The organism is Acinetobacter halobius (assembly GCF_044130335.1).
Taxonomy (GTDB): domain Bacteria; phylum Pseudomonadota; class Gammaproteobacteria; order Pseudomonadales; family Moraxellaceae; genus Acinetobacter.
Genome location: NZ_JBIQOD010000002.1, coordinates 58141 through 76672 on the forward strand (window position 1 = coordinate 58141; position 18532 = coordinate 76672).

Sequence of the window (18532 nt, forward strand, 5' to 3'; positions counted from 1 at the left end):
GGAATGAGCTTACTTTACAGTGACCGTAATACTGCCAGTATTTGCAGCACCAATCGCTGAGGTTTTGATACTTTCAACAGTGTTTTTGAAGCCTTTGGTATTGACTGAAGCATCAACAGAACCTGAATTAAAGGCTAAATTTGCAGCAGCGTAATTGCTCAATGTGCTATTCAGCTCTTGATAATATTCAGTATCCACACCTGCTGCCACAGAAGCTTCAACACCTGAGTCTAAGTGTTGATAATGATGACCATCCATGTTTTTCCAAGCACTCATGGAGGCCTCCAGATCACCACTAAATGCACCAGAACTCACTTGATACACACTACCTTGTTCAAGGGTGATCTCACCCGTATTTACAGCACCAATTGCTGAGGTTTCAATTGTGCCCACGTCATTGATTCCACCCGCCGTATTCACCGTTGCGTCTATGCTATTGGTATTAATAGCTAAATTTAACGCACTTCCATTTTCAGCATTTTGAGCTAAAAGTGCTAGGGTGTCTTGCAAACCAGTATCCACCTGTACATGGTGTCCTCCTCCAGCCAATGCAGCACTTGATAAGAAAGCTACAGATACAGATAAGGCAATTGTTTTGATAGTCTTATTCATCGTTATTTCCTTATACACTCTAAAGTACTCCTCGCTAAGTACTTCTTTTTTATATAATAGGAGCGAGCCTATCTTTTCAATTCAGTTAATCTCGATTCGTTGTTGACCAATAATTTTCAGTGACTGCTGGATTGATATCCCAAAGCAGTTGTGCAGGTTCCTCTGTTTTCACATCGTCTTTCTCTACAGACTTAGACGGCATAGCTTTTTTCTTGCTGATATATTTAATTAAATCCTGCTTGCTCATTTCTGGTTCTGCATCAGGATCCTGAATCAACTCAGACTCTCTTTGTTTCGGAGGACGTGTATCTTTACTGGGTGTATCCGTTAATTTATTTTTTTCATTGGGCGCTGCCCCCTTGTATGGTTGGGCATCCAATAGGCGCTTATTGGGGTTTTCAATCGTGCTGTTTTGCTGACTTTCTTTATATTTATGCAGTGCAACCGAACTGCGCGTTAAATTGAGACTGCCAAATTCAGGGGGAATCGCCGCTCTGCAACTCTCAAATGTACTCGGGGGAATGACCTGGCTTAACAGCTCAAAGGTTGCCAAATTCAGCATTTGGCGTAATGCAAAATTTGTTGCCTCACGCTCACCTTTGCCGATTTGAATATTCAGTAAAGTGTGTCCAGCAAATCGACCTGCATTCAGACCATAATCCTGTGAAACGATTTGCTTTTGCAGAGAGACGTTTGCGACCACTCGACTGCTACGGGTATCGGTAAGAGACAAGTCCAGACCAACCATTATTCGGGTTTGGCTATAGCTAGGCCCAACACCACCGACTTGCATGTCAAAACCCCCGCCAGGAATAAAATCCAAACTATTGATACTCCCTGTGACGTAATAATCTGAAGCGTGAATATTTCGAGGATCTCGAATCCCCCACTTTGCTTCACTTTCAATAATCCGCGGATCACGTCGGTTTAACAGGCTGACTCCAGCTTGGAACAGGGCTGATTGCACCATATCCCCTGCGCCTTGGGTCACCATTTTTCCACTTCCGCCATTGGTGACCACGTCTTTCCCTGTCTGGTCTAAAATGGCCCCTACAGAAAAATTAACATCGGTGCGTAATTGTCCTTTTAAACAAGACAAAGCCATATCAAAAGGGGTAAAGATATCTGTAATTGGAGGACCTTGTACTAAAGTGACAGGCTGTTTATTAGATGCTGCGAGTCCCGTACAACCTGTTAGCACTTGACTTAAGGCGACCAACACGCTCGCTGAAGATATTAATCTTCTATTGATTTGAAAACTCAGCATAATGAGACCCCCTGTTGGGTGCTCAAATTAGGGCATGCTGGATTATTTTGATTTGTGGTTGAATTCACTGCTGCTTCATTCACAGCATCACTAGAAATATCAACGCTGTTCTCAGAACCATTCACATTAACATTACTGGTAGATGAATTTACGGTCCCAATTGAGCTGGTCGATGTGCTATAAATTGTGGTTTTTCCAAGACCTTCATAATAATCTGAGTCCATGAGCTCAATTAAATTCGCTTGGACTAAATTCTCTGTAGAACGTACTGTAGAAGCTTTCCAACGCGTACTCCATTCATCGGACGTTGCATAGGCATTATTCAAGCAAAATAAAAAACATAATCCTATATTAATTACTACTATTTTCATGAACTTAACCTTCCCTATTAACCCATATTATTTTCACACTCTCTGCTTCATAAAATTAAACTCAATACAAATTAGAACCCATTAAACCACATATAAAATTAAAATAACCCAAACAGAATAATGAAATAACAGACAGCCCCAAAAAACCAACCCATCCTATTGTTTTAATTTTTATTGACTGAAACTTGGTATGCTATTTAAAATGTAAATAAAAATTTCAAAATAAATTAAAAACATATTAATAAAAAATCAAAAACATAAATAAAAGAAGAAAACATATTATGTAAACATTATTTATAATTCTATATTTTTATCCAATTAAACGGTTTAAATTCAGTCATTAAATAAAATACTCAGCAGAATTTCTCGCATCTCTAGTATCCTACTCAGCTCACATTTTGCGCTAAAAAGCTAAGACTCAACTGCTGTATAGCCAAGAGCCATGTACTGCGCTTTTCCACTTGCACTCATTTGATCTTGCTATGAAGACGCATCATTGCTTGAATTCATGATCCATTTCCTTTACTTCAGTAAAGAAAATAAAATTCTTATCGTCTTGATTATTGCCACCCAACCTACAGCATTATTTAAAATAATAAATATAAAACACAAGAACAAATAAAAAATAAATATTTAAATTAAAAAATCTTATATTAAAACACAGTCACAAAATAAAATAAAATAAAATAAAAACATCATATAACCATTTATTTGCATTTTCTTTTACTTCATAAACTTAAAAAATAAATATTAAAAAAATAAAGCCATTAAAAATAAAATACAGAATAAAAAAATTAAATTTAAAAAAATAAATTAGACTCATTTATAAAAATATTTCAGGCTAAATTTAAATATTATTACGCTTTATATAAAATAGAATGCTTTGCCTTTATTATAGTTTCCACACTAGATAAAAAGTGTGAAAGTACATGGTTTGATGTACTCAGACGATGTGATGATGGCCTGTCTCTAGGTACGCTCCGTAGGTAGGTCTTAAAGCTGTTATCGAATGGCGTAAAATGAGATATTTTTTAGAGAGAAGGTTAAAGTGACAGACTATTTCTTCTTTGCAAGGCCGACAAAATCATGCACTCAGGCTAAATTGATCATAAAAGATGAGATCATTTGTAACAGGGTCGTGAATCAACCGATCTGTACAAAAAAGACTGCAACTGCAGTCTTTTTAATTGAATATTATTGATCTACTGAACTTCAGCTAAAAGTGCCTGAGCAGCCATTTTCCCCAAAGTATTAGAAGCCAAAGGACTGTCTCCCGTAATTAATTTACGATCTTGAATACACTGTCCTGACATCTCTTTATTGACGACATCTACACCCAGTTGCTCAAGTCGTTCTGCCAATAACCAAGGTAACTCTCCTGGCATATAACCAATCTCTAAATTGGCTCCCTGATCAAGGGCATCTGGGAAGACACACATTTTATAGCCCTTGAAAAGGTAGTTTTCTGGCGCTTCCTTAACCGCAGCAGCCAATAAGCCTGCTGGTCCATGACACAAAGAAATAACGAATTTATCTTTGGCTACCGCCCACTTCAGTAAAGTTTTTAGGTCTTCACTTTCAGGTAGCCCAATTAAAGCCCCATGCCCACCAGGAATAAGAACAGCCAAATAAGGCGAGTCGTCACCTAAACTGCTTTTCAATACCTCTGCTAGTTTTAAAGGTTTCTTAAACTGAGCAAGATACTTCTTAAAAGTTGCTGGAACAACGGGGTCTTCGTGTGGCATTGCCCACATTTCCAATTTGACAGGATTACCCGATAAAGTGGCGATATCAATTTCAAAACCAGCACGGTCTAAATGATACATCGGTAGCAATGTTTCCACAGGATGATTCCCTGTAGAGAAGAACTTACCGTTCTTCATCAGTAAATAACGCTCATCACTGGCAACCATCAGGATTTTTTTATGCCCGATATAAGGATTGGGATAATCTGTGCCATCAAAGTCTGTTTTACTGGCGGTATACTGGGAAAGTGAATAAGGTGAAGGGAAAAAAGCATTGTCTTCAGCTAAATCAGGGGTTGGATTACGATCTTGATGTGTCTGGGCCATTCTATTTCTCCTTGTTATTACTTTTTCATTTTCGATTTTTCTCAGTCTCAAACCCTGTGTTTCAGGTCATTTATTCAGCATAGCAAAGTTTACACAGGTCTCTGTTTTTAACATGTAAATATTCATTTTCATGGCAAGTATATAAAATTAAAGCAATAAAAAACCCCGACATCCTGTCGGGGTTTTTCGTATTAATTGCTGAGGCATGACTCCTGTCTTACCTTCGTCCCTGTGCTGATCTTTATTGTTATTCTATTGGAGCATCCTGCTCTCTATGGTTCTATAGTAGAAAAATCACATGCAGACGTATAGGCGCAAAAAGCGGGAATAGATGTAAGCCAATTCGTACAAAATAATGAACACATTTCCACATAGAAGCAGTGATCATTTTTGATGAAAGGAACTCAAAGAAACAACTCATGTGAATATGTGAAAAATAACGTTCACTAAACTCATGATTGTTTGATATCTTCAAAACTCGGATTTTAGCGAGTATAGATGATGATTGACCTATCTCAGATGATTGCTTTTGCAGGTGTCGCGCTGCTCATGGTGCTCACGCCCGGTCCAAATATGATTTACTTGATTTCTCGCTCCATTTCTCAAGGAAAATCGGCAGGCTTAATTTCATTGGCCGGTATCATTTTAGGCTTTATTTTCTATATGGCTTGTGCCTCACTTGGCATTACCGCCTTCTTATTTGCCGTGCCTTTTGCCTATGACACCATCAAAATATTAGGTGCATTGTACTTACTTTGGTTGGCTTGGAATGCCGTGAAACCCAATGGGGTTTCTGCCTTTCAAACGGTGGATTTAAAACCTGATCGTCCGATGAAACTTTTTATGATGGGATTTCTCACCAATCTGTTAAATCCTAAAATTGCGATTATGTATCTGTCCTTACTTCCTCAGTTTATTCAGCCCAATCACGGCAGTGTTTTTGTACAGTCGATGACTTTAGGCCTAATTCAAATTGTGGTCAGCTTTTTTGTGAATGTATTAATTGTCTACTCTGCGGGCTCATTAGCAGCCTTGATGAACCGCAAGCCGATTTGGGCACAAATTCAAAAGTGGATGATGGGGACGGTTTTATCCGTTCTAGCCATTCGTCTTTTGCTGGATGAGCGAAAATAAGCATGTCGATTCAGAGATTTGGCCTGTATTGTAATGAAGCTTTATGATGCGAAAGAAACGCTAGATAAGAAGTTTCTTTTTGAGTAAAGCATCTAACCAATCCACAAAGTCCTGAAAATACTTTGGCCGATACTGCCTGTCAGTCAACAAAATATTGATGGGCAATTCAAGACTTGGAATATCTAGAAATAAACGCTTTAACTGACTTTGTTCTACATATTGCACAGCATCAAATTCAGGTATTTGGATTATTCCCATACCTGCAAGGCTGGCTTGAATATATGCTTCAGTATTGTCAATGAGTAAACGATAAGGCATCTTCATTCGATGATCACGAAAGACTAACTCACTCCATTCCCGATAATATTTCCCAACATGATAATCAACGGCAAAATGTTGATTCAACTCAGCCAAGGTTTTAGGTTCTCCAAACTGTGCTAAATACTCAGGTGAAGCTAATGTCCAAATTTTTGTTTGGCAAATTGGTTTCATGAGCAAATATTTATCCTGCACCTCTCCCACACGCACCACACAATCTAATTGTTGCTCAATCAAATTAGAAAAATCATCACTGCCGTTCACCAACACTTTTACTTTTGGGAACTGCGCATAGAACTCTGCCAAATGAGGAATCAGGATTTGTGTTGCTAATCGTTTCGACATGCCAATACTAATTGTTCCCTCTTGGCTTCTTACATGGGTTTTAAAGCGATTAAGCTCTTTTAACTGTGCAACCAGACGGACTGCTTCGTCATAAAACAGAATGCCTTCATTGGTCAAAGAGACTTTGCGAGTGGTTCTATAAAACAATAGCACTTCATATTCTTTTTCAAGAGATTGAATCGCATAAGTTACATTCGATCGAGGCAAACCCAATTGTACAGCAGCCTGCGCAAAAGACTTCTTCTCTGCCACTAAACAAAAAATTCTTAGTCGATCAATCTTATCCATTTTATTGTGCAACTTTTTCAGACAATCAGTGCAATTTTAACAACTATTTCATACAAATAAATTCTTTTAAGATCACTTCAAACAACTACATACAAACCGAGGCTAGGCCCATGTCACAACACGACCTGAAAGGAAAAACTGTATTAATTACTGGCGGTGCTAAGAATTTAGGTGGATTGATTTCACGTAAGTTTGCAGAACACGGCGCAAATTTAGTCATTCATTATAATAGTACAGCAACACAAGCAGATGCCGAAGACACATTCAATCTAGTGCAAGCATTTGGTGTCAAAGCCATCTTGGTACAAGCTGATTTAACAAATATTCAAAACATTGAAGCACTATTCGTTCAAGCTAAAACTGAGTTTGGTGGAATTGATATCGCAATTAATACCGTTGGTCGCGTCCTTAAAAAACCCTATCTAGATACGACTGAACAAGAGTTTGATGACATGAATGACATCAACAATAAAATTGCATATTTCTTTATTCAATCAGCAGGACGTCATCTGAATGAAGGTGGGAAAATATGCAATATCGTAACGAGTTTACTCGCAGCATATACGGGTCTTTATTCAACGTATGAAGGACTAAAAGCACCTGTAGAACACTATACACGTGCAGCATCTAAGGAATTTGGAAGTCGTGGTATTTCTGTTACTGCTGTTGCACCAGGTCCAATGGATACGCCTTTTTTCTATGCTCAGGAAGCCCCCGAAGCAGTTGCATATCATCAATCTGCCTCAGCACTGGGCGGACTCACCAAAATTGAAGATATAGAGCCATTGGTACGCTTCTTGGTTACAGATGGCTGGTGGATTACAGGACAAACTATTTTTGCCAATGGCGGGTATACAACACGTTAATCGTGTAAGAAAAATGAACAGCTGTTTTGATTCCATCATGCACAGCCCATATCCCCTTTCATTTAAATTTAGAACCATGATTGCCCACGCAATCATGGTTCTAAAACTCAGAGAAATGATTCCAGCACTGAATTTAAAAATACATGCCCCTGCCCGGTGCACGCTAAACGCGTCGCATCATCCACCATTAATTTTCGACTGCGTAGTGAGTCCAAAGTTTCAGCCAAACTATCCAAATTCAAACCTGTCCGCTTTGCATAATATTCAACTGCAACCCCATCATTTAAACGCAAAGCATTCATCATAAACTCAAATGGAAGTTCGTCGGCTTCAATCCGCTTAAACTGCACATGCTCCGCAGGGACTTTAGCCAAATAATCTTTCGGTAAACGAGTTTTCTGGAAACGATAGACTCCATCTGGCTGGGTCACTTTGGCATGTGCACCAGCACCAATCGCCAAATAGTCGCCAAACTGCCAGTAATTCAAATTATGTGCGGAAGGTAATTCTTTACGCCATGCCGAAACTTCATAGTTGATAAATCCCTGCGCTTTTAAATAAGCTTCACCCTGCGCCTGAATCTCTTCGAGCACATCATCCACTGGTAAAATCGGCTGGGTTCTAAAAAACACCGTATTCGGCTCAATGGTCAGTTGATACCATGAAATATGCGTGGCACCATTTTCCACAGCGAGTTTTAAATCCAATAAGGCTTGTTCCAAAGTCTGCTCAGGTAAGCCATGCATCAGGTCGACATTAATGCGTTTAAAACCTGCATCACGTGCTAAACCAATGGCTGAAATCGCATCACTATTGCTATGAATACGCCCCAGTTTTTTTAAATGTTCCGTGTTAAAACTTTGCACCCCAATCGAAAGCCGATTAATGCCTGCTGCCAAATAATCGGCAAAAGGGTCATGTTCCACTGTACCCGGATTGGCTTCTAACGTAATTTCACAGTTCGTCTCAAACGGCAGTAATGCTTTGAGCTGAGCAAATAACCATTGATATCCTTGCGCTGAAATGAGGGACGGTGTTCCGCCGCCAATGAACACACTATGAATGTGACGCCCTTGAGCAAACTCAAGCTGAGTTTTAAAGTCCTCAACCAAAGCATGTAAATATTCTTGCTCTAAATCTAAGGACAGTTTGCCATCTGGCACTGCGTGCGAGTTAAAGTCGCAATAAGGACACTTACGCACACACCACGGCATGTGGATATATAAAGACAACGGAATATTTGCAGGATGTAAATCGGTCAAGGACGAGACTCTAAAGCACAGCGATAATCTTGCACATTTTAACATGACTGCATCAAGACACTTATGAAATCTGTGGCTATTTGGATTAGACTGATAAAAAGACAAGAAGAATGAATGGTTTAAAATGATGAAAATATCGAGCCAACTGCTGTTTATGTTACCGCTTGCTTTCGGTATTGGTATTGCTATGACCTTTCAAACTGCACTGAATACACAACTCCGAGAATATCTATACTCACCCCTGCAAGCTGCGCTGTTATCCTTTTTCGTTGGAACCTGTGTGTTAGCGCTTTTAGTTTTGTTTCAGCCTGTCGACAAACCACAGTTACATGCTTTTTCCAATATTCCGTGGTACTTATGGCTCGGCGGATGCCTAGGGGTTTATGCCATCAGTATAAGCATCTATACTGCGCCTCAATTAGGCTTTCTCACGTTTTCAGGCTTGGTTATTTTTGGACAAATCCTGACTTCGATGATTTTTGACCACTATGGTCTATTGGGTACCGAAAAAACACCTGTCAATTGGCAGCGTTTACTTGGTGGCGTCGTAATTTTTATTGGTGTGCTTCTCACTTTACAACGCTGAATTTATTTAGACCAAGCACATGATGAATATGAGTAATTTTTGTGTCGACTACAAATAAAATCACCTCCCATCGTTTCGAATTAAAAAAGTTATTGGTGTTAATGCTCCCCATCCTGATCACGCAGTTTTCTCAAGCGGGTCTCGGGTTAATTGATACCATTATGGCGGGACATTTATCTCCGACCGATTTAGCCTCAATTGCTGTCGGGGTCGGTTTATGGATCCCTGTGATGTTGCTGTTTAGCGGCATCATGATTGCCACCACACCATTGGTGGCCGAAGCGAATGGTGCACGTACCCCTGAAAAAATCGCCACCATTGCTCGTCAATCCCTTTGGGTCGCCTTTATTTTGGGCAGCATTGCGGGTTTAATTTTACAAGCCATGCCGCTGTTATTGCCCCTCATGGGTGTACCTGCAAACTTACTGCCTAAAGCCAGCCTATTTTTACATGCCATTGGCTTTGGTATGCCTGCGGTAACGATGTATGCAGCACTGCGTGGATATTCAGAAGCGCTCGGCCACCCACGTCCTGTTACCGTGATTAGCTTAGCCGCCTTGGTCCTTTTGGTTCCCCTAAACTTTGTCTTTATGTATGGTTTCGGCCCGATTCCAGCGCTGGGTTCGGCAGGCTGTGGATTTGCCACTGCAATTTTACAGTGGATCATGTTTGTCACTTTGGCCACGTATATTTTTAAAGCCTCGGCGTATCAAAAAACTCAAGTATTTGGTACTTGGGAGAAGATGGATCGCTATTGGATCGAGCGTATTTTAAAACTTGGTCTACCCATTGGTTTAGCTATTTTCTTCGAAGTCAGTATTTTTAGTACCGCTGCAATTATTCTCAGTCCACTGGGGGAAACCATTGTGGCAGCACATCAGATTGCAATGTCGGTCACCTCTCAGTTATTTATGATTCCGATGTCCCTTGCCATCGCCCTCACCATTCGTGTTGGGACTTACTATGGCGAGAAAAACTGGATCGCAATGCGAAAGGTGCAAAAACTCGGGCTCGCTACGGGTACGGTTTTGGCACTGATGACCATGTTACTGATTGCGCTGTTCCGTCCTGAAATTGTGGCAATTTATACCTCTGACCATGAAGTATCAGAAGTTGCGATGTATTTACTACTGTTTGCACTCGCCTACCAACTGATGGATGCTTGGCAAATTAGCGCTGCAGGTTGTTTGCGTGGTATGCAAGACACCAAAGGTCCAATGTGGATCACCATGATTGCCTATTGGATTGTGGCTTTTCCAGTCAGCATTTATTTGGCACGTTATACCAACATAGGTGCAGCAGGCGTGTGGATTGGGTTGATTGTTGGTTTAAGCGTAGCATGTGCCCTACTCTTGCTTCGACTTTATAACAACAATAAACGTCTCAGTCAGGACTATCACTAAAACTTTGCGGTGAATAGGAGGGTTAAATACTCTCCTATTTCTCTCTTACAGTTGTGCCAAAGCATCTTTCAGACCCTGTGGTACTTCGCTTTCATCCTCAACTTCTTTGACCACCACCTGCCCTACGATCACTTCATTGCCATTAAAGGTCATGGTCGGTGAACCATACAAGCTATAGCCTTCATTCAGTGCTTTGGTAACACGTGCACAAAACTGCACATCATCCTTGCCTGTAAAATAACGATAAACTTTCATTTATTTCATACTCAACATTTTTCGCACAGTGTAACGCGATTTTTAAATGCAGCGACATCCAGCGTGCAATTCACTCAATTGACCACTATTATTTAAATAGAAACATCAGCTTAACAATTTAAAGTAGGCAGTCTTGCATTTGTCGCCTATGATCAAATCTGAGATGTAACAAAAATGCCCCGAGGAATATCGCATGGCAAATACGACTCGTACGCCCGGTCGTCGCTTTATGAAACTTGCCAGTATGACGGCAAGTATCGCAACCAAGACTGTGACCAATTCAATTAGAAACTTCAATGCCGATGAAGATAAAAAAAATGCGGCGCGCAGTCAGCTTTTTCAGGACATTGGACTTCAAATTGCAGATACCTTAGGTGAAATGAAAGGTGCTGTAATGAAAGTTGGGCAAATTGCATCTCAGTACAAAGACATTTTCCCACCTGAAGTGGCACGCGCGATTAGTAAATTACAACGCCAAGCGCCAGCGATGCCATTTAGCGAAATCAAAGCGCAGGTAGAAAAAGAACTGGGTAAACCGCTTAATCAAATTTTTACAGCCTTTGAAGAACAACCCTTTGCCGCAGCCTCCATTGGCCAAGTGCATAAAGCCACTTTACCGAGTGGCGAGCAAGTCGTAGTTAAAGTTCAATATCCGGGTGTAGAAGAAGCCTGTGAAAGCGACTTAAAACAAGTCCGTTTAGCACTCCGCTTAATGGGTGTGCTCAAAATTGACCGTAAGTTACAAGATCAACTCTTTAAAGAAATTCAGGACAGTTTGGATAACGAGCTGAATTATCAAATAGAAGCGCAAAACTTAGAGGTCGCACGAACCTTTCATCAGGCCCTAGACCCTAAGATTATTATTCCTCAAGTCTATAAAGACTATTCAAGTCGGCATATTTTGACCTTAAGCTTGGAACAAGGTGAAAGCATTGAAACTGCCAGTACGTGGTCACAAGACACGCGTAATGAACTGGGACGTCGTTTATTCCGTGCCATTGGTCGTGAGATTTTCTTTTTAAAGCGCTTTCACTGTGACCCCCATCCGGGCAACTTTGCCTTTCGTGAAGATGGTAGCGTGATCGTGTATGACTACGGCGGTGTCAAAACCCTATCGACTGAAATCGTGATGCATTTTAAGCAGCTGATTCAAGCAGCGCGTGACAGTAATATCTTGGCCATGGAGCAACAACTGACTGCTTTGCACTCCATGTCTGAACAAGGAAAATTTCCTGCCGAACTGTATGAAGCATGGTTAGAGGTGCTGATGCGCCCCCTTACGACTATGTATGACTTTGCTGAGAACTCCGCGCATCATGATGGCATTGAACTGGTCAAACCATCGCTGAAATATTGGGACGTGTTTAAACCTTCCCCCGATACGCTGATGGTCAATCGTACGGTGTCTGGACATTACTGGAACCTGATTCATCTCAAAGTCCACGACAACCTCAACGATCTGTTTGAAGAGTTGGTACCGCCCACAGCTTAAATAATGACGATAGCTGAGAACAAAACCAATTCAACTCCAATAAACCCAGTTACATAAAGTCACTGGGTTTATTTTGACTTTAATATTGTTATATTATAACATTTCAAAAATAATAGATTTAAGGAGATGCCGTATGCGTGCCAATATTCATCCAGAGTATCGCGAAGTGCTATTTCACGACACCAATGCCGATGCATTTTTCATTATCGGTAGTACATTACAAAGTAACCAGACCCGTGAGCATGAAGGTAAAACGTATCCTTATGTCAGTTTGGATATTTCAAGTGCGTCACATCCGTTTTATACGGGTGAGCAACGTCAAACCAGTAATGAAGGTCGTGTTGCAAGTTTCAACAAACGTTTCGCGCGTTTCAAACGCTCACAATAATTTCATTTTTCTTTAAGCTATACGCGTTATAGTAAAGATATCAAGAAGCCTAAGACCTCCTCCAGCTTAGGCTTCTTTTTTTATGTCTTCAATTGCGACAATGACGCTCTAAAATATTTAAGGCTTAAAAAGGCTGTCGAGTAAATAGAATCCTATTCCCAGTACAATCACGCCCACCACTAAACTTGATAACGCATAACTCAAAGCGAGTAGCATTTGCCCCTGTCTCAGTAATTGAAACGTTTCGAGACCAAAACTTGAGAAAGTGGTAAAACCGCCCAATATACCCACCATTAAAAATAAACGTGCTTCTTGTTGAAGTACTGGATATTTTTGACTGAGCGCAAAAAATAGTCCCGCAGTAAAACAACCGATAATATTGATCCACCACGTCGGCCATGGAAAGCTCATATTCGGTTTGAAGAGCAATAAGCCTGCACCATAGCGTAAACAGGCCCCTATTCCACCGCCCAAAGCCACCAAGATCCAATTCATTTAAGTGCCCTATTTTTCGCAAAAGCTGTATGGATAAGTCCAAAGTTATCCACAGTTCATCAATATTAGACCTATTAAACCCGAATCAATCTACCGACATCAAGGCTTTTCAAGCTTGAGCCGATTCTTAAAATAAGCTCAAAAGTTTTCTCAAATGCAAAACTCACAAACCTACACTTTTTGGGTATGATGTGAGCATAAATTTAATCGGACATATACACATGGCACAGGTCTTATTGGCTCAGCTTGCAACGGGCGAAGCAAAATTTTCAGATGTACTGGCTTTTATTGAAGCTGCTTATACACATACGCCAACTGCGTTTAAAAATGGTTTACAACACAATGCTGCAACTGAAAACCAAGGCAGTGCCAAAGTGTTTTCGTTTGCACAGCTTCAAGGTCTCGATCAAGCACAAACCTTAAGTTTATTTGCAGAACACTATGCCTCTGTTTTAGCGACACCTGATGCAACAGATCATCAAAATATTCGTCAGTTCATGTTGAATGGATGGGATGGTATTGCGTTTGATGGTACGGCATTAACCGCAAAATAAAGATAAAAAACCACGTTCAAACAATTTGAACGTGGTTTATCAATAAAATAGTTTAAAATTAAGTATCTATAAGCATTTACAGCATATATTAAATAGGTTTCACGTGGAGCAAGACGATATGCTTTGTTCTGTCCTACAATATTGTCGAACAGCATAGTCTAAAGAACTCGTTTAACCTGATTTATCGCTTATCCCTTCACCCGTTCAATCCATTGGATTGAGCTGACACGAAAGACTTCACAAGCGCCATCGCCAGTATCGGTTGGGGTTAAAGAAGACGTCCAGACTAGATCTTTATCTTTGATTTCAACCAAATCACCTTTTAAACGAACCAAGTCACCACGTTTTACATGTTTAATTTGTTTCGCAATTTCAGGGTTAGCTGGAATGATGTGCATATTCGAAACCATCTGCATCGCTTGCTCAGCAGGTACAGGCAGGCGATCAATTTTCCAATTGAGATAACGGTCGTATTGGTTCACAGTAATATGTCGTGCAATTTCAGGCTCAGCAAATAACCCCCAACTCACTGCATAGTCTATCGGTGAAAATTTGGCTTGCTCATCTTCCGAATAGGTCTTTGAACCCAAAATTCGAAAATCCCCTTTAAACGGTTTCAACACAGAAATAGATTGATCCTTTGAGGCTGGTGCAAGACCTTTAGCAATGTTGTAATCTACAGTGGCACTGGCACTAATCGGCAACAGTAAACTTGAGAGTAAACTGAGTAAGATAAATTTAGATTTCATTGCAAACCTCATTCCCATCAACCTAGGAAAATATGAATCAATTTTCATCTTAGTCCAGTTTCCTGAAAAAAAGCTTATGAACTTAGTAACATTGTGAACGAATTATGCAGTCTACTTTTAGCTAGAGCATTTTTCAGTTAGGCTAATCAACAATAAAAAAAGATTCATTCGCTCATGCTTTATAAATATTATCAACAACACATTTTTCCACATGTATTAAATCAGGTCATGCAAGTGCCCAGTTTAATGGACAAGCGCCGTGAACTACTTTTACCGATTCAAGGAGAGGTATTGGAAATTGGTTTTGGTACAGGGCTGAATCTGCCTTTTTATCAAAATGTCGATACGCTCTATGCCCTTGAACCCAGCCCTGAAATTTATCATTTGGCTGTAGAGCGGGTACAGGCGGCCCCGTTTGAAGTACATCACTTACAAGCACGGGCAGAAAAGCTACCTTTTGCTGACCACAGCCTTGAACATGTAGTCAGTACGTGGACGCTGTGTAGTATTGCAGAGCTAGAACAGGCTTTGCTAGAAATATTACGCGTGCTCAAACCCGGCGGTACCTTACATGTAGTGGAGCATGTGTTAAACACCAATAATCTGTATATTCAGCGCCTACAACACTTACTCACGCCTGTGCAAAAGCGTTTAGCGGATGGCTGCCATCTCAATCGAAATATTGAACAGTCCTTAAAAGCAGCAGGATTTAATGTGATAGAACAACACTACTTTTATGCTGAGGGAATCCCGAAACTCGGACAACTGATGTACTTTGCTCGTGCGCAAAAAACCAATTAAGATAATCGCAATATTCATATCATGCTGTATTTGAAGTTGTTCAATTGAATGGACATGTTTGTTGCTACTTGGCTTATTCCGTCGTATCAAAGTCGATGCGGACCGTTTCAAAACGAACTCGCCCTGCTTGAATCGCTTGCGCAATGGCCACTTGTCCTTTGGTCAGCCTCGCCCCACCGCTTTTAATATCAATAAGCACAATTTCAATATCTTCCGCTTTCCCCTCACCATCACGCAGGTCGGTATAACCATCAAACACCACATAGTCGACAGGATCTCCCAAAAATTTAGCATCACTGGGTAAGTATTCAAACTGCGGCATAATCGGTGCCAGTTGCTCTGCCATTTTGCCTTTCAACACTGCACGACTGGTATTGACACTGCGCTTTTGTGCTTGAGCCAAAGCCTGCTGATGCTCTAATTCTAATTCGGCAATGTAGCGCTCATATTCTGCTTTGATGCGTCCATTTCGGCTGTGACTTAAAATAAGGGTGGTCAAGACCACACCAATTACTGCACCGATCAACATTGCCATCCATATGGACATGGTTTTTTCCTAATTTTGTGCTACTGCTAGCAAGATTTAAGCTTATAACTTTGGTCATGTGTCATATCCAGCACACAAAAGAATGATATGCTAGGGATGAGCAGAATAAAATCATTTAAGGTCATGAAAACGATATTAATTGCAAACCAAAAAGGTGGCTGTGGCAAAACGATAACCGCAATTAATTTAGCGTCAGCACTTGCACAGAAAGGTTATAAGGTCGCATTGGCCGATGCTGATAATCAAAAGTCTGCCCGTCAGTGGTTAAAACAACGCCCTGACCACGTAGCACATATTGAAAGTTTGGATTGGCGTCATGAAAAATCAATTGGTGAAGTCCCTAAAAATATTGAATATTTAATTATTGATGCACCAGGCGCACTGTCTGGTGAACATGCGGAACAACTGGTGAGTGAAGCACATGCTATTGTGACCCCACTGCAACCTTCATTTTTTGATATTGACAGTACACGACGTTTTTTAAAACACTTGCAAGAGATTAAACGTATCCGTAAAGGTAAAGTTCAAATTCTCCTTTTAGCCAATCGGGTCAGAGCCAACAGCGCCAGTGCCAAAGACATTCAAGACTTTTTTGAAAAGATTGAACAGCAACCGATCGCATGGATTTCTGAGCGTACCGCGTATGGTCAATTGGCAATGCAAGGCTTAAGCATATTTGATAAAACACAAAAAAATTATTTAACCATCCAAAGCCAATGGCAACCTTTGCTCAATGCAATTGTCGATGATCCAAGTGCATGGTTCTAAGGCATTGAAGATAAAGATAAGCCAATGAACTCTGCTTTTATGTTCAGTAATTCACGAGAACTTACCAAGGGTACATTCTCGTTCACATTTTTTTCAGTTAATATGACTTTGACCTTAGAGATATAGCAGTGAATACCGTGCAACGATACGCACCAGCCTTACAAAAAGTATTGTTATTTGGACTGATTTTTATTCTGTTCTATTTGAGCTTTCAAGTCCTGAAATACTTTATTGTACCTGTGCTTTGGGCTGCGATTATTGCCTATATCACATGGCCTTTATATCACTCCGTGCAGAAGCTCTGTGGACCGCGTCCGACTTTAAGTGCAACCATTATGATCAGCATGGTTATATTGGTGGTCGGAATTCCATTGACCTTTGCAATCTTTATGCTGCAACACGAAGGTCGGAGCTTATTTTACGAATTACAAAAACAGGTCTTTTCTGGTCACTTAGATGTGCCTCAATTTATCCGTGACTTACCTTTTATCGGTAAGGAAGTCACACGGACCTTAAAAGAAATCAATACTGACCCCAATAGCATCGTACAAAATGTTTCAGGTTGGTTCCAAAGCCACTTAAGCTATGGTCGTTTAGTTCTCAGTGAAATCAGTAAAAATATTTTCAAACTCTGCTTTGCAGTCATGTCTTTATTCTTTTTCTACCGTGATGGACAAACCATTTTAAGTCAGGTTAGCAAGGCACTTGAAATGGTGATTGGACCACGTATTCACCACTATTTAGATACCATTTCTGAAACAACACGCGCCGTGCTGTATGGTGTAGGGCTTACAGCTGTTGCTCAAGCACTCTTGGCAGGCATTAGTTACTTTGTTGCAGGTGTTCCAAATCCAATGGTACTCACCATTGTTACCTTCTTATTTGCGTTGATTCCATTTGGCCCTCCTGTCGCTTATAGTGCCGTATCACTGTGGTTGTTCTCACAAGGTCAAACCATTGAGGCTATAGGTGTGATGGCTTGGGGTGTTTGTGTCGTGAGTACAGCGGACAATGTGATTCGCCCATTGGTGATCTCAGGTGCAACTCAAATTCCATTCTTGCTCATCATGTTTGGTGTGCTAGGTGGTTTAGCCAGCTTTGGTATGATCGGTTTATTTATTGGCCCTGTGATCCTAGCCGTGCTGTTAGCTATTTGGCGTGAATGGTTGCATGAGCAGGTCAATGAACCCATGATGATGCCGAAAGCGACATTGGCTTATGATCCACCTGAAGAGCCACTGGACACGCCAAAAAAATAACTTTAGTGAAATAACTTAAACGCATACTTTCACCGAGAGCATGCGTTTTTTTATGTCAGATACAAAAACACTGTACGGAGAACATTGAACCCAAGCCTTGCCTTTGTTTGAATGGTTCTGAATTTTAAGGAAAAAGGATCTAATATGTTGTCTTCTACTTTAAAACTAAGTGCGCTCATGGCGTTGATTGGTTTAGGGACTGTGGCATGTAGCACGACTCCAACTGAAAGTAACACGATGGTCAAAAATGTCGATGTTCATGCGGTTTCAACTGCAGGTGTGGGACAAAAAATTGGTACCATTCGTTTTACTGACAGCCCTGCTGGCCTAGTTATTCAAACCAATTTAAGCCAGCTTCCGCCGGGCCCACATGGTTTTCACATCCATGAAAAAGGCTCATGTGATGTGGCTGAAAAAGAAGGGAAACCAGTTGCAGCTTTAGCTGCTGGCGGACATTTTAACCCCGAAAAAGCACCCAACCACGGTACACCGCTCAACGGTCATCTGGGTGATTTACCCATCTTGAATGTCGACTCAGCAGGTAATGCGAAAGTCAATTTACTTGCACCTCGTTTGAGTTTAGCAAACATACAAGGTTTAGCGGTGATGGTGCATGCAGGTGGCGACAACTACTCAGATAGTCCTAAACCACTCGGCGGTGGTGGCGATCGTATCGCCTGTGGTGTAATTCAATAAATCT

General features: G+C 40.8%; 21 protein-coding genes. 11 read left to right on the forward strand and 10 right to left on the reverse strand.

Annotation, left to right across the window (positions count from 1 at the left end; translation table 11 throughout):
* Positions 1-9: 9 nt before the first annotated feature.
* The 4 genes from ACE01U_RS02570 to hchA all read right to left on the reverse strand — a co-directional run bounded on the left by ACE01U_RS02570 (position 10) and on the right by hchA (position 4322).
* Positions 10-612: a hypothetical protein gene (locus tag ACE01U_RS02570; RefSeq protein WP_395553291.1), complete on the reverse strand. Its 603-nt coding sequence runs from the start codon at positions 610-612 to the stop codon at positions 10-12.
* Positions 613-697: 85 nt separating this feature from the next.
* On the reverse strand, positions 698-1879 hold the full coding sequence (locus tag ACE01U_RS02575) for a CsgG/HfaB family protein (RefSeq protein ID WP_395553292.1): 1182 nt from the start codon (positions 1877-1879) through the stop codon (positions 698-700).
* Positions 1873-2250 carry a hypothetical protein gene (locus tag ACE01U_RS02580; protein WP_086208990.1) on the reverse strand — a complete coding sequence of 126 codons (378 nt, stop codon included), beginning with the start codon at positions 2248-2250 and terminating at the stop codon, positions 1873-1875. Before ACE01U_RS02580 ends, ACE01U_RS02575 begins: the two co-directional genes overlap by 7 nt.
* 1202 nt (positions 2251-3452) lie before the next feature.
* The gene (gene hchA, locus ACE01U_RS02585; RefSeq protein WP_110974050.1) at positions 3453-4322 is read right to left on the reverse strand and encodes a glyoxalase III HchA; all 870 of its coding nucleotides are present in this window, start codon (positions 4320-4322) and stop codon (positions 3453-3455) included.
* 501 nt (positions 4323-4823) lie between these two features.
* Here hchA and ACE01U_RS02590 point away from each other — a divergent pair.
* Positions 4824-5456 carry a LysE family translocator gene (locus ACE01U_RS02590; RefSeq protein ID WP_395578745.1) on the forward strand — a complete coding sequence of 211 codons (633 nt, stop codon included), beginning with the start codon at positions 4824-4826 and terminating at the stop codon, positions 5454-5456.
* Between the two features lie 60 nt (positions 5457-5516).
* On the opposite strand, the gene ACE01U_RS02595 is transcribed toward ACE01U_RS02590, so the two are convergent.
* Positions 5517-6407: a LysR family transcriptional regulator gene (locus tag ACE01U_RS02595; RefSeq protein ID WP_086208992.1), complete on the reverse strand. Its 891-nt coding sequence runs from the start codon at positions 6405-6407 to the stop codon at positions 5517-5519.
* A gap of 110 nt (positions 6408-6517) precedes the next feature.
* Here ACE01U_RS02595 and ACE01U_RS02600 point away from each other — a divergent pair, with 110 nt between their 5' ends.
* Positions 6518-7273 carry an SDR family oxidoreductase gene (locus tag ACE01U_RS02600; protein ID WP_291374275.1) on the forward strand — a complete coding sequence of 252 codons (756 nt, stop codon included), beginning with the start codon at positions 6518-6520 and terminating at the stop codon, positions 7271-7273.
* Between the two features lie 107 nt (positions 7274-7380).
* On the opposite strand, the gene hemW is transcribed toward ACE01U_RS02600, so the two are convergent.
* Positions 7381-8535 (reverse strand): radical SAM family heme chaperone HemW, encoded by a 1155-nt coding sequence (hemW, locus tag ACE01U_RS02605; RefSeq protein ID WP_395553293.1) that lies wholly within the window; start codon positions 8533-8535, stop codon positions 7381-7383.
* A 124-nt stretch (positions 8536-8659) separates the two neighbouring features.
* Here hemW and ACE01U_RS02610 point away from each other — a divergent pair, with 124 nt between their 5' ends.
* On the forward strand, positions 8660-9121 hold the full coding sequence (locus ACE01U_RS02610) for a DMT family transporter (RefSeq protein ID WP_086208995.1): 462 nt from the start codon (positions 8660-8662) through the stop codon (positions 9119-9121).
* Positions 9122-9222: 101 nt separating this feature from the next.
* Positions 9223-10524, forward strand: coding sequence for an MATE family efflux transporter (locus ACE01U_RS02615; RefSeq protein ID WP_086209188.1), 1302 nt, complete (start codon positions 9223-9225; stop codon positions 10522-10524).
* Positions 10525-10569: 45 nt separating this feature from the next.
* Here ACE01U_RS02615 and ACE01U_RS02620 read toward each other — a convergent pair whose 3' ends face one another.
* On the reverse strand, positions 10570-10779 hold the full coding sequence (locus tag ACE01U_RS02620; RefSeq protein ID WP_086208996.1) for a DUF1737 domain-containing protein: 210 nt from the start codon (positions 10777-10779) through the stop codon (positions 10570-10572).
* Positions 10780-10972: 193 nt separating this feature from the next.
* On the opposite strand from ACE01U_RS02620, the gene ACE01U_RS02625 reads away from it, so the two are divergent.
* Together ACE01U_RS02625 and ACE01U_RS02630 are read left to right on the forward strand one after the other, a co-directional pair.
* Entirely contained in the window at positions 10973-12271 is a 1299-nt protein-coding gene (locus ACE01U_RS02625) for an ABC1 kinase family protein (RefSeq protein ID WP_395553309.1), read from the forward strand.
* A gap of 133 nt (positions 12272-12404) precedes the next feature.
* Positions 12405-12659, forward strand: a complete 255-nt coding sequence (locus tag ACE01U_RS02630; protein WP_086208998.1) for a type B 50S ribosomal protein L31 — start codon at positions 12405-12407, stop codon at positions 12657-12659.
* Between the two features lie 117 nt (positions 12660-12776).
* On the opposite strand, the gene crcB is transcribed toward ACE01U_RS02630, so the two are convergent.
* Positions 12777-13154, reverse strand: a complete 378-nt coding sequence (gene crcB / locus ACE01U_RS02635) for a fluoride efflux transporter CrcB (protein WP_291374280.1) — start codon at positions 13152-13154, stop codon at positions 12777-12779.
* A gap of 221 nt (positions 13155-13375) precedes the next feature.
* On the opposite strand from crcB, the gene ACE01U_RS02640 reads away from it, so the two are divergent.
* Entirely contained in the window at positions 13376-13708 is a 333-nt protein-coding gene (locus ACE01U_RS02640) for a HopJ type III effector protein (protein ID WP_086209000.1), read from the forward strand.
* A 188-nt stretch (positions 13709-13896) separates the two neighbouring features.
* On the opposite strand, the gene ACE01U_RS02645 is transcribed toward ACE01U_RS02640, so the two are convergent.
* Positions 13897-14457 carry a hypothetical protein gene (locus ACE01U_RS02645; protein ID WP_086209001.1) on the reverse strand — a complete coding sequence of 187 codons (561 nt, stop codon included), beginning with the start codon at positions 14455-14457 and terminating at the stop codon, positions 13897-13899.
* A gap of 174 nt (positions 14458-14631) precedes the next feature.
* Between ACE01U_RS02645 and ACE01U_RS02650 the strand changes: the two genes are divergently transcribed.
* Positions 14632-15258, forward strand: a complete 627-nt coding sequence (locus ACE01U_RS02650; RefSeq protein WP_395553331.1) for a class I SAM-dependent methyltransferase — start codon at positions 14632-14634, stop codon at positions 15256-15258.
* Positions 15259-15331: 73 nt separating this feature from the next.
* On the opposite strand, the gene ACE01U_RS02655 is transcribed toward ACE01U_RS02650, so the two are convergent.
* Positions 15332-15805, reverse strand: a complete 474-nt coding sequence (locus tag ACE01U_RS02655; RefSeq protein WP_110974044.1) for a Holliday junction resolvase-like protein — start codon at positions 15803-15805, stop codon at positions 15332-15334.
* Between the two features lie 123 nt (positions 15806-15928).
* Between ACE01U_RS02655 and ACE01U_RS02660 the strand changes: the two genes are divergently transcribed.
* From ACE01U_RS02660 to sodC, 3 genes are all read left to right on the forward strand, one after another.
* Positions 15929-16573 carry a ParA family protein gene (locus ACE01U_RS02660; RefSeq protein WP_395553355.1) on the forward strand — a complete coding sequence of 215 codons (645 nt, stop codon included), beginning with the start codon at positions 15929-15931 and terminating at the stop codon, positions 16571-16573.
* Between the two features lie 137 nt (positions 16574-16710).
* The gene (locus ACE01U_RS02665; protein WP_395553360.1) at positions 16711-17832 is read left to right on the forward strand and encodes an AI-2E family transporter; all 1122 of its coding nucleotides are present in this window, start codon (positions 16711-16713) and stop codon (positions 17830-17832) included.
* A gap of 144 nt (positions 17833-17976) precedes the next feature.
* Positions 17977-18528, forward strand: a complete 552-nt coding sequence (sodC, locus tag ACE01U_RS02670; protein WP_086209006.1) for a superoxide dismutase family protein — start codon at positions 17977-17979, stop codon at positions 18526-18528.
* Positions 18529-18532 lie beyond the last annotated feature (4 nt).